Here is a 14,866-nt window from a genome sequence, read left to right as displayed (position 1 = left end):
CCTTAAAGGCTGATGAGCACGCTCTTGCTCTTGCGGTTGGCATGATAGGCTTCGCGGCCGAGATCCTTGCCGATGCCGGACTGCTTGTAGCCGCCGGTCGGCAGGATATGGTCGCGCGAGCGGCCGTAACGGTTGACCCAGACGGTGCCGGCCTGCAGGCGGCCGGTGAGGCGGATGGCGCGCGCGAGATCGCGGGTGAAGAGGCCGGCGGCCAGCCCATAGGATGGGTGGTCGGCCAGCCTCAGCGCCTCCTCCTCATCCTCGAAGGTCTGGATGGTCAGGACCGGTCCGAAGATTTCCTCGAGAACCGCGGGCGATGTTGCCGTCACGCCCGAAATCAGCGTCGGCGCGTAGAAATAGCCCTCACGATCGAGCCGGCCGCCGCCCGTAAGGCACTCCGCGCCGCCGTCGATGGCGGCGCGGATGATGCCATCCATGCGGGCGATCTGGCGTTCGGAGATAACGGGCGAATAATCGGTCGTTTCCTCCCAGGTCGCCCCCGGGCGGATTGCCGCCAGTCTGGCGATGAGGGCCGCTACGAGCGCGTCCGCCACCTTCGCCTCGACGATGAGGCGGGATCCGCATATGCAGGCCTGGCCGGCGTTGGACAAAATGCTGGCGGCGATAGCGCCTGCCGCAAGATCGAGATCGGCATCCGCGAAGACCAGTTGAGGGCTCTTCCCGCCGAGCTCCAGCGTCATCGGCTTCACGCCGGTACGGGCGATATTGGCCATGATCGCCGCACCGGCCGCAGTCGAGCCGGTGAAGCTGACCTTGGAAATCCCCGGATGCCCGGTGACGGCCGTTCCGGTGGTGGGGCCGTCGCCGAGCACGACATTCACGAGGCCGGCGGGCAGGCCGGCCCGCACTGAAAGTTCGGCCATGTAGAGCGTTGAAAACGGCGTCATCTCCGATGGCTTCAACACCACCGCATTGCCCGCGGCCAGCGCCGGAGCGAGCTTCCACCCGGCCATCGACAGGGGGAAATTCCAGGGCGTGATGGCGCCAACGACGCCATAGGGTTCCGTCATGATCATGCCGAAATTCGCGTCGTCGGTCGGGACGAGATCGCCGCCTTCCTTGTCGGCGAATTCGGCAAAGAAGCGGATCTGTTCGGCGGTGACGGCGATGTCGCCGGCAACGAGCTGGCCGACGGGGCGGGTTGAGGAGAGCGCCTCAAGCCTGGCGAGGGTCTCTGCCTCGGCTTCGATCAGGTCCGCCCAGCGCTGCAGCGCCTTGGTGCGCTCGCGCGGGCGCACACCGCCCCAATTGCTTTCATTCAATGCACCCTTTGCCGTTTCCACGGCCTGATCGACAAGGGCCGCGTCGGCAAGCGGACAGCCGGCATAGGCCCTGCCGTCGGACGGCCGATGCATGTCGATGACGGCTTCGGCCGGAACCAGCCGGCCGCCGATGAAATGCCCTACGGGCAGTGAGATCGAGTTCGGATCGAAGCTGAGTGTCATTGCGTGTCCTCGGCATGAGCTTGCTTAAGCCTAGCTTGCGAAACCGAGCAGCATGCATCGACCGATATTGTTGCGGCGGATAAAAATTGCGTTTTCCCCGCCGCCACCAGTCAAATCTACGGCTGGTGTCCGCGCCCGGCGCCGCGCTGCCCGCGCAGAGAGGACAGCCGCCCGCCAGCTCACGTCACTGTCACGTAGATCTTGCGCACCGTCTCGATCGTCTTCCAGACGCCGATAAAGCCCGGCTTCATGACGAAGCTGTCGCCGGCCCTGTAGACCACCGGTTCTCCGCCTTCCGGCGTGAGTTCGACCAGACCGGACAGAATATGGCAGAACTCGAACGTCTCGCCCTTGATCGAACGCGTCTCACCGGGCGTCGCCTCCCATATGCCGGTATGAACCGTCTCCGCGCGAGCGACATCCTGTGCCCAGGTCTTGAAGGTGGGATTGCCCGCGATCAGGCGCTCGGGAAGGGGGCCGGACTCGCGCGGCGGATGGGATGGGTTGGCGTCGATGGTCTTGAGCAAAGACATTGTTTTCCTTTCCGGGGTGCAGATTTGTGTGGCGAGATAGATCAGTAGCCGCGGCTGCGATCGACCAGCCCGATCGGATCGAGGCCGGATTGATGCCGTTTGATGTTGCCGATCACGGCGGCCGCCGCGGTTTCGGCTTGAGTGACGCTGGCGATATGCGGCGTCAGCAGAATTTTCGGATGATTCCAGAAGGCGTGGCCCGGTGGCAGCGGCTCCGGATCGGTAACGTCGACGACGGCGCCGGAGAGATGCCCGGTGTCGAGCGCGCCGACGAGCGCCTGATGATCGAGCTGGGCGCCGCGGCCGGCATGAACGAGTGCGGCCCCGGCGGGAAGCCTGGCGAAGAGCTCGGCATTCAGGAAGCCGCGCGTCTCCTCGGTCAGCGGCAGCATGCAGACCAGAATATCGGTGGTGGCAAGCAGGGTCTCCAGCCACTTGCCGCCGCTGAGGCACCGAACGCCCTCGATCGCGCGCGGGGTGCGGCTCCAGCCGGACAGCGGGAAGCCGAAGGGGCGCAAACTCTCAAGCACTGCGCTTCCCAGCATGCCAAGCCCCAGCACCCCGACGCGGCGTTTCGCGGCCTGAACGGGTGGGATCGGCTGCCAGATCCCGCGCCGCTGCTGGTCGAGATAGGCCGGCAGATCGCGATGGAGTGCGAGGACGGCCAGCGTCACATATTCCTGCATCATCCTGACGATGCCGTCCTCGACCATGCGCACCACCTTGACCTGCGCCGGCACGGCGTCGATGCGGAACTGATCGATGCCGGCGCCGATCGAAAACAGGATTTCGAGATTGCGGTAGCGCGCGAGATCATCCGGCACGGTCCAGGTGATGAGGTAGCGCACCGCCTCCGGTTCGACCGACGCCGGATCCGTGGCGAAGTCTATGTCGGGAAGGTCGCGCGCGAAGGCCTCAGCGAATACGGCGCCCCGCTTCGCATCGGAATTGAAGAGAAAGGTCATTGCATCGGCTCCTTGATCTGACGGTCAGGCGATGCAATGTCGGGCGAGTGCCTCGATCATCGCCTGGCAGGCCAGGAGTTCGCCCTTGAGGATGAATTCGTCCGGCCGGTGAGCACGGGCGATATCGCCCGGCCCGCAGATGATCGCATCCATCCCGGCGCGCTGAAAAAGGCCGGCCTCGGTGCCGTAGCTGACGGCGGCGAGCGGCTCGCTACCGGTAAGTTCGCCAAGCAAGCGCGCAAGTGGCGCATCGGCGGCAAGCGACAGCGCCGGATAGGCGCTGAGTTCGCGCCATTCCACTTGGAAGCCGCGTTGCGGTAGCGCCTCGGCCACGGCCCGCAGCGGCGCAAGCAGCGTGGCCGGGTCGATTCCGGAAATAGCCCTGGCCTCGAACTCGGCCTCGCAGCTATCGGGAATGATGTTGACCGCCTGGCCGCCCTTCAATGTGCCGACCTGGAGCGAGGAATAGGGCGGTTCGAACACATGCTCGAACGGACCATGCGTCAGCCGTTCGGCTTCGGCGCTAGCGCAAGCCAAAACCTCGGTCATGGCGTGGATGGCATTCAGTCCCTGTTCCGGGCGCGAGGAATGGCCGGAGCGGCCCATGACAGTCAGCCGAGCGGCTGCCTTGCCCTTGTGGGCCCGGATCGCCCGCATGCCGCTCGGCTCGCCGATGATCGCGCCGAGCGGACGTGCGCAGAGCTTAGGCAGGCGCGCGATCATGTGCGGGACACCGCGGCAGCCTGCCTCCTCATCGTAGGAAAAAGCGAGGTGGATGGGCCGGCGGAGCCCTGCCGCCGCGAGCGCGGGGGCGGCGGCAAGCATGACGGCGAGAAAGCCCTTCATGTCGGTGGTTCCGCGACCGTAAAGGCGGTCCTTTTCGGCGCGCAGGCGGAACGGATCGCTGCTCCACCCGCCCTCGGCGGCGGGAACGACATCCATATGGCCGGAGAGGATGTAGCCGGGGCTCCCCCTTGGGCCGATCGTCACGAAGAGGTTCGACCGGTCCCCCTCAGGGCCGGGAAGCTCGGTGGCGGCAATGCCGTGACTTTGCAGGTACTGCCGGATCCAGGTGACGATTTCGCCGTTGGGTGTGCCGACGATGGAGGAAAAGCCGACAAGCCTTTCGAGGATTTCAATTGCCTGCATGAGCCTCCTCACTGCACGGATGGATCGAATTGCCGCCGGGCTTTGGCCATCACGGCGCCGTCGGCGCTCGGGATCTGGTCAATGACTGTAGAGGCCTGCCCCGGCTTTATTTGCCGAAAGTGCCTCGGATTTGGACGATTGTTGTGTTCGCGCGGGCTTCGCCAGTGAATTGTATCGCACGAACCGTCCTAATCTGGATAACGAAGTTTCAGGAGGGCGCTTTCCCTATGGATTGGCCGGACATGCGCGAGGAGGGCGGGAGTGAGTGCACTGACATCCGAATCCAGATTGGTCGACAGTTTCGAGACGCGCATTGCCGGGATCGACAGTGTCGACCTCGACAAGCTGCATGCGCTGTCGATGTCCGTTGCCTGGCCGCATCGCCGTGAAGACTGGCAGTTCCTGCGGGAATCCGGCCAGGGCATCGCGGCCATAGATGAAATCGGCCGCATCCTCGGCTCTGCGATGTGGTTTCCCTATGATGAACGGTTCGCCACGATCGGTATGGTCATCACTTCGCCGCGCCTGCAGGCCAATGGCGCCGGGCAATGGCTGATGCGCCACGCGCTCGACCAGGTTGCCGGGCGTAATCTTGGGCTGAACGCGACGCGGGCGGCGCGACGCCTTTATTTGTCGTTGGATTTTGTCCGTGAAGCGCCCGTCTTTCAATGCCAGGGTGAAGCGATAGCGCCACCGGATGTGGAGTTGCCGCCCGGTGCCGCGATACGGCCTGTGGAAGCTGAAGATCTGGAGGCGATCGCAGAACTGGATCGCGTGGCCTTCGGCACGGACCGCACGCCGCTTCTGGCTCGGCTCATGGGACATTCCAAGGGCATCGTGTTGGTTCGCGCCGGCCGGATCGAGGCCTTCTCGCTTTGCCGAAGGTTCGGGCGCGGCCATGTCGTCGGCCCGGTGGTGGCCGCCAGTGACGCAGACGCGATTGCTGTCGTCCATCCGCATGCGCTCGAGCATGCGGGGTTATTCCTGCGCCTCGATACGCGCGAGAAAGTCGGGATATTTGCCGATTTTCTCTCCCGCTGCGGCCTTGCTGTCTTTGACTTCGTGACAACCATGTCGCTGGGCGCCCCTTGGCTTCCAATTCCGGGCGGTCATGTCGGGCATCGGCCGAAAACCTATGCGCTGGTCAGCCAGGCGCTCGGCTGACGGGGAATTAAGCGCCGGGATAAATGGGCGTGGCGTCCGCAGCCTTGATACGTTCGACTTCGGGTCGGAAGGAACGATATTGCCACAGTCCTTCCGCCGTTTCCCGCCGGTATACGGTCTCGAGCCAGAACACCGTGTCATCGATTGGCGGGACAGGATGCCAGGCATACCACTCCGACCAGATCCTCTCTCGCTGCTCGATATTCATCGCCCTCTCCCATTCTTGAAGCGATCCGCTTCGAAAAATATTCAGAAGGAGAGAATTATATTGCGAAACTATTCTGTCACGAAGATCGTTGTTGGCGCCGCGCGAAGCTGCTCGGCCATCGTCTCACTGCGGCTGGCGCGCATGACGGCCTCAGCCAATGGAGCGTAGCCCGAGATAGGCGGCCAGGCTAACGGCAGCAAGGGCGATGGTCAGCCTGGGGCGGGCGTCGTCGAACATTGCCGCCAGCATAAGGCAGAGCATCAGCACGACGGATTTTGCCCAGAGATTTTGGTCGGAGACGGTGAAGGCGACTGCCGCCAGAAAGACCGCGCTTGCGACGACCGTCACGGGAGCGGATTTCTCAGCGAGATCGCCGCCGGAAAAATACGGCAGAAGAAAACGCCGCATGCTGAGGCCTGAAGCGACGCTCAGAAGAAGGCAGGTCAGGACTAGGTGCAGCATATGGTCGGCGCCGGTCGTTCTACAGATCAGCATTGAGACGCAATCTCCATGCCAGCCGTAAAACGCCCGGTAGCCGAGCCGATGCAGCGATTGGCGTGGCTATTTCGGCGGCGTCTCGATCTTTTTTTCGGCAATCACTTGGCTGTCTGGCCTGCGGATGGCGCGGACATTTTTAATGAGAAGGTCGAGCCGGGAGCCTTCACGCGCTGCCCCGATTCCGTTGTTTCGCCTGGGCCTAAACCCGCTTGAGCTCGGGTGATGATTTTTATATAGAGAACAATGACTCGCTTTAATTCCGGAAAAGAGATTTTTCATTGGACCTGTCGTCAATCGAGATATTCCTCGCCGTTGCCAGCGATCGCAGCGTTACCAAGGCCGCCAAGGCGGTCGGGCGGGTGCCGTCGAATGTGACGACGCGCATCCAGCAACTGGAGGAGGACCTTGGTGCATGCCTGTTCAGCCGTGACGGCAAGAAGATGACGCTGACACGGGAGGGCGAAACCTTTCTCGCCTATGCCAACCGGCTGATGGCGCTGGCGCTTGAAGCGCGTCAAGCCGTGCGGCCTCTTGCTCCATCGGGAACATTGCGGGTCGGCACGATGGAAAGTACGGCGGCAAGCAGGCTGCCGGCGGCGTTGACGCAATTCAATCAGATGTGGCCCGACGTGTCGCTGCATCTGACGATGGGCGCGTCTCGCGATCTCGCCCGCGATGTTCTGGCCGATGTGCTGGATTGCGCGCTGATTGCCCGGCCACCGAAGGCGATGCGGGAGGAGGATTTGGAGTTCGATGCCGAACTCAAGGCGCTGGAGATGGAGACGGTCTTCGTCGAAGATCTGTTGATCGTGCTGCCGTCCGGGCATCCCGCCATCAAATCCGCGGCCGACATGCGTATCGGGTCGCTCGCGGCTTTGGAACCCGGCTGCACCTATCGCCGGATTGCCGAAGACTGGGCGCGCAAATCGAGCGACCTGCCGACGAGCCAGCACGGTTCCTATCATGCGATCCTGGCGAGCGTTGCGACCGGGAATACGGCGGGTGTGATGCCAAGGTCCGTTCTCGATCTCATGCACTGGCCGACCGCCGTTCAGACCCATCAGCTCGGGCCGGTCGAGACCCTGCTGGTCTACCGCAAGGATCATTGCCCCAGTGCCTTCAGCGCCTTCCATGAGGTGCTTGGTGCAACCAAAGGCAGAGATGTCAGGCTGGCAACGAACTAGCGCCTGGGTCTCTTCCTTCGCCCTCCAGATAATCCTCATTCATCATTGGTCTTCGCATGCAGTTACCCGTTTCACCGAAGGTGGGGCCGAGCCGTTTTCGCCGCTTTCGCTTGTTTTCGCCCATTCTGGCCGGCGCAACGCTAAGAGAACGATTAATTGCCTGTTTCGGCGCCTTGCTGGGCATCGGTCTCACCGGCGTCATCAGCGGTTATCTGTTCGGTCAGGGGCCGCATCTTCCGCTGATCGTCGCACCGATGGGGGCGTCGGCGGTGCTGCTTTTCGCCGTGCCGGCAAGCCCGTTGGCGCAGCCTTGGTCGATCATCGGCGGCAATACGATTTCCGCCACGATGGGCATCATTGCCGCGTATTTCATTCGTGATCCGATCATTGCGACGGGCGTCGGCGTTTCGCTGGCCATCGGGGCGATGTCGTTCACGCGATGCCTGCATCCGCCGGGAGGGGCTGCGGCACTGACCGCCGTGCTCGGCGGCCCCGTCGTTGCCGGCTGGGGATTCGTCTTTCCCTTCGTGCCGGTCGCTTTGAACTCCTGCATACTCGTCGGGCTCGGGCTGCTGTTCCACAAGCTTTCCAGGCGGAACTATCCGCACGTCGTTCCTAAGCCGGCGGAAAACACCCACCAGACGATCGATCCGCCATCTGCTGTGCGGGTGGGCTTTCGCGAGGAGGATGTCGACGCCGCCCTTGAAGCGCTCGACGAAACCTTCGATATCGACCGGGCCGACCTCGGGCGACTGCTGCAGCAGGTCGAGCTGCAGGCAGCCATCCGATCAAACGACAAGATCAGCTGCGCCGATATCATGTCGCGTGACGTGATCGCCATCGGTGAGGCGTCTGGGCCGGACGCCGCGCGGCATCTTCTTTTGAAGCATAATATCCGTACCTTGCCGGTGAAGGATCCGGAAGGCCGTCTGATCGGCACTGTCGGCTTGCGTGAATTGTTTGCGGACGGCGATACGATTGCCCATGCGATCTCCAAACCGGCGACGGCGAGAGCTTCAGATGCGGCTCTGTCGCTCCTGCCGGTTCTGACGGACGGGCGCACCCATGCCGTCATCATTGTCGACGACGACCACCGGATCCTCGGCCTGATATCGCAGACCGACCTTTTGAGCGCCGTGGCGCGGCTGCTGCCGAATGACGGCGACACGATCGCGGCCGTGGCGTGAGCTTGTCGAGCGGCTCGGATTGCCGCCGGAGATCTCGCTGTCACAGGCTGCATGCTGCGTCGTCATTTCCGCGAAGTTGCCGTCTACAACTGCGGGACTTCGGACGTTTCCGAAATGATCCCGGCGATGACCTGAAACGGATGTGGAATGCGCTTCGCGTCAATTTCCTTCACCTGCGACCGGCAGGAATATCCTGTCGCCATAAGGATATCGGTATCGCCGGCCGCATCGACTTCCGGTTTCCAGCTCATCGCGTAGAGGCGTTCGGAGATCGGGCGGTTGCGGGCCTCGTGCCCGAAGGTGCCGGCCATGCCGCAACAGCCGGTTTGCGCAACCTGAAGGTCAATGCCAAGGCTTTCGAAGATCTTTTGCCATTGTGCGACGGAGGCCGGCGCATTGGTGCGTTCGGTGCAATGAGGCATCAAGCGGAAGCTGTTGCCCTTGACGACCGAAGGGGAAGCGGCGAGCCGGTCGAGATTGGCGGCGAGCCATTCCTGGGGAAGAAGGACTGCCGCCTTCAGCATTCCTTTATACTCGCTGCGGAAGGCGAGCGTCATCGACGGATCGAGGCCGACAAGCGTCATTCCGGCATCATCGAGCTGCTGAAGATAGCCTGCTGTCCGTTGGGCTGCATCGGCGAAGCGTCCGAGATAGCCATGCACATGCAGGGCTTTGCCATTGACATGGGAGGCCGCGAGAAGGGGTGAGAAGCCTGATTTCCTGGCGAGAACGATTGCGGCGAGTGCAACGTCAGGATCGAAATAGGCGGTAAAGCTGTCGGCGACGAAGACCACGCTCCGCTGCCTTTCACCCGGCGACAGCGCTTCGATCGTCTGAGCGGTCGCAAGCGGCACGCCGAGGCGGGCGGCTTCCTTTGCCAGTGAGATTTGCGGCAGACGCGGCAGCGAGGTCAGCCCCACCACACGCATCAACCTTCTGCCGACCCGCGTGCCGACGACCATGTTGTAGGCGGGGCGGATGCGCTGGACGAGCGGCAGGGTCGTCTCGATCGCCGCGACCAGCGGGTCCTTCAGCGGACGGAGATAACGTCCGTAGTAGAGTTCCAGGAATTTCGAGCGGAAGGCCGGCACGCTGACCTTCACCGGGCATTGCCCGGCGCAGGCCTTGCAGGCGAGACAGGTCTCCATCGCCGCGCGCACCTCATGGGAAAAATCGTCCCGATTTGCCGGGCTCAGCGAGTTGAAGGCGCGTCGCGCGAGGCTCGCGAGCGGAGCGCTTCGCCGCAGGCGCGTTGCCTCATCGCGGGGATCGATGCCATTTTCGGCAAGCAGCCTCAACCATTCCCGCATCAGCGCGGCACGGCCCTTGGGCGAAAAGCGCCGGTCGCGCGTCGCCTTGTAGGAGGGGCACATCGGGCTCGTTTCGTCGAAATCGAAACAGGCGCCATTGCCGTTGCAATAGGCGGCATTGTCGAAGGCGGAGCGGATCTGGTTGCCGATGATACGGTCGGTATCTCCCCGCAGCGGGACATCGTCGATCTTTGTCAGCGCCTCTGACGAAGGCGTGGCAATCTTGCCCGGATTGAGCCGGTTATCCGGATCGAAAGCCCGCTTGATTTCCTGCAGGCAGGGATAAAGATCGCCGAAGAATTCAGGCACATATTCCGAACGCACCCCTTTGCCGTGCTCTCCCCAGAGCACGCCGCCATATTTGCGGGTGAGCGTCACCGCGGCGTCGCTGATCTCCCGAACCAGCCGGACATGAGCGTCGCGGGTGAGGTCAAGGGCTGGCCGCACGTGCAGCACGCCGGCATCGACATGGCCGAACATGCCGTAGGAAAGGCCAGCGCCATCGAGAAGGGCGCGGAATTCGCGAATATAGGCCGCCAGATTTTCCGGCGGCACGGCCGTATCCTCGACGAAGGCGACAGGCCTGACCGGCCCCTCCACATTTCCGAGCAGGCCAACGGCGCGCTTGCGCATCGACCAGATCGCCTCGACCTCAGCATGGCCTCGGGCAATCGTGTAACCGGCATGGCGGGTGCTTATGCCGGCGTCGAGAGCTGCGGTCACTTCCGAGAGCTTGCGTTCGAGCTCCTCCTCGTCGTCGGCGAGGACTTCGACGATATTGATGCCATCGGTCACCGCGTCCGGTTCATCCGGAAAAAAACGGGCGATGCCGGTCCAGACGATGTCGCGTCTCGCAAGACCAAGTACTTTCTCATCGATGGTCTCCACCGAGGCGACCTTCAGCGCCGCGAGATCGCGGGCGTCTTCCAGGGCGGTATTGAAATCGCCATAGCGGATATTGATCAGCGCCGCATGAGCGGGGATCGGCAGAAGGTTGAGTTCGGCTTCGGCGATCAAAGCCAGCGTTCCCTCCGATCCGCAGAGAACGGCGTTGAGGTCGAAGCATCCGTCGTCGCGCCTGACATGGGCGAGGTCGTAGCCGGTCATGTAGCGATTGAGTTTCGGGAAAACCTCAGTGATCCGGTCCCGCTTTTCGCGTGTGATCCGCTCCACCGTTCTGTGGATCTCGCCGACGCGGTCCTTACCTGCGACGATCTCATCGAGCGCTTCCGCATCGAGCGGGCGCGACCAAAAATCGGAGCCGTCCACCAGCACGATGCGCAATCCGAGAATATGGTTGCTGGTCTTGCCGTAGAGGCAGGAACCCTGGCCACAGGCGTCGGTGGAGATCATGCCGCCGATCGTGGCGCGGTTGGAGGTGGAGAGTTCGGGCGCGAAAAAGAGACCGTAAGGTTTCAGCGCCTGGTTCAACTGATCCTTGACGACGCCCGCCTGCACGCGCGCGACCCTGCGGACGGGATCGATTTCGAGAATGGACCTCATGTGCCGCGAACAATCCACCACCACGCCAGATGTCAGGGATTGCCCGTTCGTGCCGGTGCCGCCGCCGCGCGGTGCAATACTTATTCCGCGGAACGTGGGTTCTGCCAGCACGGACGCTAGGTGCTGCAGGTCTTCTACGCCTCGCGGAAAAAGGATGCCCGTCGGCTCAAGCTGGTAAATGGAATTGTCGGTCGAAAATACGGTTCGGCTGGCCGGGCCGGTCTCGATGTCGCCCTCGAATCCCGCTTCGACGAGCCGCTGGAAAAACCCTATGGCGGGGAGGGCGAGGGTAACCTTCGGCTGGAGGCGTGGAATCATTGCGAACCTTCAGAATGCACTCGAACTCTGTCACTAGCGCATCAGCCCCAGAATCGGAATCGATTTCCGAGGGCGATGTGAGGATCAAGTGCCACGGCTCCTTGCAGCGGCTGATAAAACGCGCAACGCCAGTCCCAGTCCCAGTCCCAGTCCCAGTCCCAGTCCCAGTCCCAGTCCCAGTCCCTGTCCCTGTCCGTGTGCGCGGCGGAGGCTGCATTATATCAGCCTTCGCCGTGACGGTTCCGTGCAGTCAGTGAGCAGCCGGTGGGCGTCCGTTTGTCTCGAAGAGACCGCGAGCCGCCTCGACCATCGCCTGCAGATGATTGGGATCGCGCACGCCCTGTCGGTAGAGCTCGATGATGATGCTCGCCATTCGTTCGGCTTCGTCGCTGTCTCTTGCCACTGCGTAATCGGCGCTGAGCTTGTCGAAGACGCGCTGGCAGGTTTCGAGATCGCGGGAGTCCAGCGGCACCTGCGATCGGTTTAGGATCGTTTGAACCATCTTCATTCCCTCGGAAAAGGCCCGCCAGGCGTGTCCAGGCGAGCCTGCGGCCTTGTCTTAAAAGTCCATACCGGCGCCGGGGGGCATCGCCGGAGGAGCATCCTTCTTCGGCTTCTCGGCGATCATCGCTTCCGTCGTCACCAGCAGGCCGGCGATGGAAGATGCGTCCTGTAGCGCGGTGCGGACGACCTTGGCCGGATCGATGACGCCCTGCGCGTAGAGATCGCCGAATTCGCCGGTCTGAGCGTTCCAGCCATAGGAAAATTCGCTCTTCTCGCGCAGCTTGCCGACAACTACCGAACCTTCGGCGCCGGCGTTTTCGGCGATCTGGCGAGCCGGGGCCTCGAGCGCACGGCGCACGATTTCGACGCCGACCCGCTGATCGTCATTGGCAGTCTTCAAATTGTCGAGTGCCTTGACAGCGCGCAGCAGCGCCACACCGCCACCGGGCAGGATGCCTTCCTCGACCGCCGCGCGTGTTGCATGCAGCGCGTCGTCGACGCGATCCTTCTTCTCCTTCACCTCGACTTCCGTCGAGCCGCCGACGCGGATGACGGCAACACCGCCGGCGAGCTTGGCAAGACGTTCCTGCAGCTTCTCGCGATCGTAGTCGGAGGTGGTTTCTTCAATCTGGGCCTTGATCTGGGCGATGCGGCCTGAAATCTCCTCCTTCGAACCGACGCCGTCGATGATGGTCGTGTTTTCCTTCTCGACCGTGATCTTCTTTGCCCGGCCGAGCATATTGAGCGTCACATTCTCAAGCTTGATGCCGAGATCTTCGGAGATGACGGTGCCGCCGGTCAGGATGGCGATGTCCTCAAGCATGGCCTTGCGGCGGTCGCCGAAGCCAGGCGCCTTGACGGCAGCGATCTTCAGGCCGCCGCGCAGCTTGTTGACGACCAAGGTCGCAAGGGCTTCTCCTTCGACGTCTTCAGCGATGATGAGGAGCGGCTTGCCGGACTGAACCACGGCTTCGAGGATCGGCAGCATCGCCTGCAGGTTCGAGAGCTTCTTCTCATGAATGAGAATATAGGGATCCTCGAATTCGACCCGCATCTTGTCGGCATTGGTGACGAAATAGGGGCTCAAATAGCCGCGGTCGAACTGCATGCCTTCGACGACCTCGAGTTCGGTTTCGGCGGTCTTGGCTTCTTCAACGGTGATGACGCCGTCATTGCCGACCTTTTGCACGGCCTCCGCCAGGAAGCGGCCGATTTCCGCATCGCCATTGGCGGAGATGGTGCCGACCTGGGCAATTTCGGCATTGTTGGATATCTTGCGGGCGTTGGCCTTCAGTTCTTCGACGATAGCGCTGACGGCGAGATCGATGCCGCGTTTCAGGTCCATCGGGTTCATGCCTGATGTCACGGCCTTGGCGCCCTCCTTGACGATCGCCTGGGCGAGCACCGTCGCAGTCGTGGTGCCGTCGCCGGCGATGTCGCTGGTCTTCGAAGCGACTTCGCGGACCATCTGGGCACCCATGTTTTCGAACTTGTCTTCGAGCTCGATTTCCTTGGCAACCGAAACGCCGTCCTTGGTGATGCGCGGCGCGCCGAACGACTTGTCGATCACGACGTTACGGCCTTTCGGACCCAGTGTCACCTTTACGGCGTTGGCCAGGATGTCGACACCGCGCAGCATTTTTTCGCGGGCTTCGACGCTGAATTTGACTTCTTTAGCAGCCATGTCCTCACTCCTTCATCGGCAGCTAGCGCATGTCGCCAAGTGTACAGCGGTTTTGCGAGAACGACATGCGAAGAAATTAAGATCCAAAGCGCGAGGGACGACCCTCAGAGATCGCAACGCGCTTTAGCGTTGACTTCCGACTTGATGGACTCAGGCGGCCTCTTTCCGCTCGCTCTGAGCTTCGATGATACCCATCACGTCGCTTTCCTTCATGATCAGCAGGTCTTCGCCATCGATCTTGATCTCCGTGCCGGACCACTTGCCGAACAGGATGCGATCGCCGACCTTGACGTCGAGTGCCTGGATTTGGCCGGCATCGTCGCGTGCGCCGGGACCGACGGCGATGACCTCGCCTTCCTGCGGCTTTTCCCTGGCGGTGTCGGGAATGATGATGCCGCCCTTGGTCTTTTCCTCGGAATCGACGCGGCGGACGAGAATGCGGTCATGAAGCGGTCGGAACGACATGTCTTCCTCCATAGACAAACAATGACGACGGTGTCGGTGCTGGCCGGACCGGATTGATGAGATCCGGACGGGTGCAAGTCGCGCGCATTGCGCGAATGATCTGGTTCGAGCGTTTTTCGATTTCAAGAGGAGCAGGAGAAAAATTAGCACTCTCTGCTGTCGACTGCTAGCAACTCTCCCGGGAACAGAAGCCCCCTTCCTGCGTTCGACATAATGAAGATAGTCGTCCCCTCGTCTCGAAGGCGAGTTCAAACTGCACAAGGCTTGAATCCGGATGTCGGCGTTCCTAGCTCTCTGGCGATCGAGGCTCGATGAGCTCGATCACCGTCCCACGTCTTAGGAGTGAGTGACATGGAAGAGAAGACCAATATAATCAAAGACCTCAGTATCGAGGAACGCGAGGAGATCTTCGTCGATATCGCTCGCACGCTGGAGGATACGGCGCGTGAGGCTCTTGTCGAAGGCAATACGCAATTTGCCGTGCTCTCCAACAACATGGCCGAAGCGATCCGCGTCAATGCCGACGAACTCGCCAGGGACGATCCCGAGAATGCCGAGCGCGTGTTGCTCCAGGCAACGGCGATGATCTCGCAGTTCGAGGCCGTGCACCCCTATCGCATGGTAAGCATGGCCGTTCACTGATTGCCGGCAGGACGGCTTGGCTTGGCCGCCCGCTCGAATCAATCGCCAGCATGCGGAACTCTCGCGGCTGGCGGAGGTTATTGGAT

At 62.2% G+C, this 14,866-nt stretch carries 14 protein-coding genes; 4 read left to right on the top strand and 10 right to left on the bottom strand.

Annotated features, from left to right (window positions below; all coding sequences use genetic code 11):
• Positions 1-2 precede the first annotated feature (2 nt).
• From HJB91_RS22660 to argE, 4 genes are all read right to left on the bottom strand, one after another.
• Positions 3-1,466, bottom strand: a complete 1,464-nt coding sequence (locus HJB91_RS22660) for an aldehyde dehydrogenase (RefSeq protein WP_221147356.1) — start codon at positions 1,464-1,466, stop codon at positions 3-5.
• A 179-nt stretch (positions 1,467-1,645) separates the two neighbouring features.
• Complete coding sequence (locus tag HJB91_RS22655) at positions 1,646-1,999, bottom strand: cupin domain-containing protein (RefSeq protein ID WP_210631777.1); 354 nt, start codon at positions 1,997-1,999, stop codon at positions 1,646-1,648.
• Between the two features lie 41 nt (positions 2,000-2,040).
• Complete coding sequence (locus tag HJB91_RS22650) at positions 2,041-2,964, bottom strand: glyoxylate/hydroxypyruvate reductase A (RefSeq protein WP_210631778.1); 924 nt, start codon at positions 2,962-2,964, stop codon at positions 2,041-2,043.
• A gap of 24 nt (positions 2,965-2,988) precedes the next feature.
• A complete protein-coding gene (gene argE / locus HJB91_RS22645) occupies positions 2,989-4,113 on the bottom strand; it encodes an acetylornithine deacetylase (RefSeq protein WP_221123437.1) in 1,125 nt (374 codons plus the stop codon).
• 261 nt (positions 4,114-4,374) lie between these two features.
• On the opposite strand from argE, the gene HJB91_RS22640 reads away from it, so the two are divergent.
• Positions 4,375-5,277, top strand: a complete 903-nt coding sequence (locus HJB91_RS22640) for a GNAT family N-acetyltransferase (protein ID WP_221155927.1) — start codon at positions 4,375-4,377, stop codon at positions 5,275-5,277.
• 7 nt (positions 5,278-5,284) lie between these two features.
• Here the strand turns inward: HJB91_RS22640 and HJB91_RS22635 are convergent, their stop codons facing one another.
• Positions 5,285-5,485: a hypothetical protein gene (locus HJB91_RS22635; RefSeq protein ID WP_221123435.1), complete on the bottom strand. Its 201-nt coding sequence runs from the start codon at positions 5,483-5,485 to the stop codon at positions 5,285-5,287.
• A 150-nt stretch (positions 5,486-5,635) separates the two neighbouring features.
• On the bottom strand, positions 5,636-5,947 hold the full coding sequence (locus HJB91_RS22630) for a hypothetical protein (protein WP_210632198.1): 312 nt from the start codon (positions 5,945-5,947) through the stop codon (positions 5,636-5,638).
• Between the two features lie 314 nt (positions 5,948-6,261).
• Between HJB91_RS22630 and HJB91_RS22625 the strand changes: the two genes are divergently transcribed.
• Positions 6,262-7,167, top strand: coding sequence for a LysR substrate-binding domain-containing protein (locus HJB91_RS22625; RefSeq protein ID WP_210631782.1), 906 nt, complete (start codon positions 6,262-6,264; stop codon positions 7,165-7,167).
• Positions 7,168-7,223: 56 nt separating this feature from the next.
• A complete protein-coding gene (locus HJB91_RS22620) occupies positions 7,224-8,354 on the top strand; it encodes an HPP family protein (RefSeq protein ID WP_210631783.1) in 1,131 nt (376 codons plus the stop codon).
• Between the two features lie 83 nt (positions 8,355-8,437).
• On the opposite strand, the gene HJB91_RS22615 is transcribed toward HJB91_RS22620, so the two are convergent.
• The 4 genes from HJB91_RS22615 to HJB91_RS22600 all read right to left on the bottom strand — a co-directional run bounded on the left by HJB91_RS22615 (position 8,438) and on the right by HJB91_RS22600 (position 14,138).
• On the bottom strand, positions 8,438-11,485 hold the full coding sequence (locus HJB91_RS22615; protein WP_221155926.1) for an FAD-binding and (Fe-S)-binding domain-containing protein: 3,048 nt from the start codon (positions 11,483-11,485) through the stop codon (positions 8,438-8,440).
• 250 nt (positions 11,486-11,735) lie between these two features.
• Positions 11,736-11,987, bottom strand: a complete 252-nt coding sequence (locus tag HJB91_RS22610) for a hypothetical protein (RefSeq protein WP_210631785.1) — start codon at positions 11,985-11,987, stop codon at positions 11,736-11,738.
• Between the two features lie 57 nt (positions 11,988-12,044).
• Complete coding sequence (gene groL / locus HJB91_RS22605) at positions 12,045-13,673, bottom strand: chaperonin GroEL (RefSeq protein ID WP_210631786.1); 1,629 nt, start codon at positions 13,671-13,673, stop codon at positions 12,045-12,047.
• Positions 13,674-13,823: 150 nt separating this feature from the next.
• Positions 13,824-14,138 (bottom strand): co-chaperone GroES, encoded by a 315-nt coding sequence (locus HJB91_RS22600; RefSeq protein ID WP_210631787.1) that lies wholly within the window; start codon positions 14,136-14,138, stop codon positions 13,824-13,826.
• A 351-nt stretch (positions 14,139-14,489) separates the two neighbouring features.
• Between HJB91_RS22600 and HJB91_RS22595 the strand changes: the two genes are divergently transcribed.
• Positions 14,490-14,780, top strand: coding sequence for a hypothetical protein (locus HJB91_RS22595; RefSeq protein ID WP_210631788.1), 291 nt, complete (start codon positions 14,490-14,492; stop codon positions 14,778-14,780).
• The last annotated feature ends 86 nt before the right edge of the window (positions 14,781-14,866 follow it).

Source organism: Rhizobium sp. NLR10b, from assembly GCF_019685435.1.
Lineage (GTDB): Bacteria > Pseudomonadota > Alphaproteobacteria > Rhizobiales > Rhizobiaceae > Rhizobium.
This window is presented reverse-complemented; position numbering and strand designations above follow the sequence as displayed.

Bases quoted from the DNA above. Each gene is read 5' to 3' on its own strand.
- HJB91_RS22660 (WP_221147356.1), bottom strand. From the start codon at position 1,466: ATGACACTCAGCTTCGATCCGAACTCGATCTCACTGCCCGTAGGGCAT.
- HJB91_RS22655 (WP_210631777.1), bottom strand. From the start codon at position 1,999: ATGTCTTTGCTCAAGACCATCGACGCCAACCCATCCCATCCGCCGCGC.
- HJB91_RS22650 (WP_210631778.1), bottom strand. From the start codon at position 2,964: ATGACCTTTCTCTTCAATTCCGATGCGAAGCGGGGCGCCGTATTCGCT.
- argE (WP_221123437.1), bottom strand. From the start codon at position 4,113: ATGCAGGCAATTGAAATCCTCGAAAGGCTTGTCGGCTTTTCCTCCATC.
- HJB91_RS22635 (WP_221123435.1), bottom strand. From the start codon at position 5,485: ATGAATATCGAGCAGCGAGAGAGGATCTGGTCGGAGTGGTATGCCTGG.
- HJB91_RS22630 (WP_210632198.1), bottom strand. From the start codon at position 5,947: ATGCTGCACCTAGTCCTGACCTGCCTTCTTCTGAGCGTCGCTTCAGGC.
- HJB91_RS22620 (WP_210631783.1), top strand. From the start codon at position 7,224: ATGCAGTTACCCGTTTCACCGAAGGTGGGGCCGAGCCGTTTTCGCCGC.
- HJB91_RS22615 (WP_221155926.1), bottom strand. From the start codon at position 11,485: ATGATTCCACGCCTCCAGCCGAAGGTTACCCTCGCCCTCCCCGCCATA.
- HJB91_RS22610 (WP_210631785.1), bottom strand. From the start codon at position 11,987: ATGGTTCAAACGATCCTAAACCGATCGCAGGTGCCGCTGGACTCCCGC.
- groL (WP_210631786.1), bottom strand. From the start codon at position 13,673: ATGGCTGCTAAAGAAGTCAAATTCAGCGTCGAAGCCCGCGAAAAAATG.
- HJB91_RS22600 (WP_210631787.1), bottom strand. From the start codon at position 14,138: ATGTCGTTCCGACCGCTTCATGACCGCATTCTCGTCCGCCGCGTCGAT.
- HJB91_RS22595 (WP_210631788.1), top strand. From the start codon at position 14,490: ATGGAAGAGAAGACCAATATAATCAAAGACCTCAGTATCGAGGAACGC.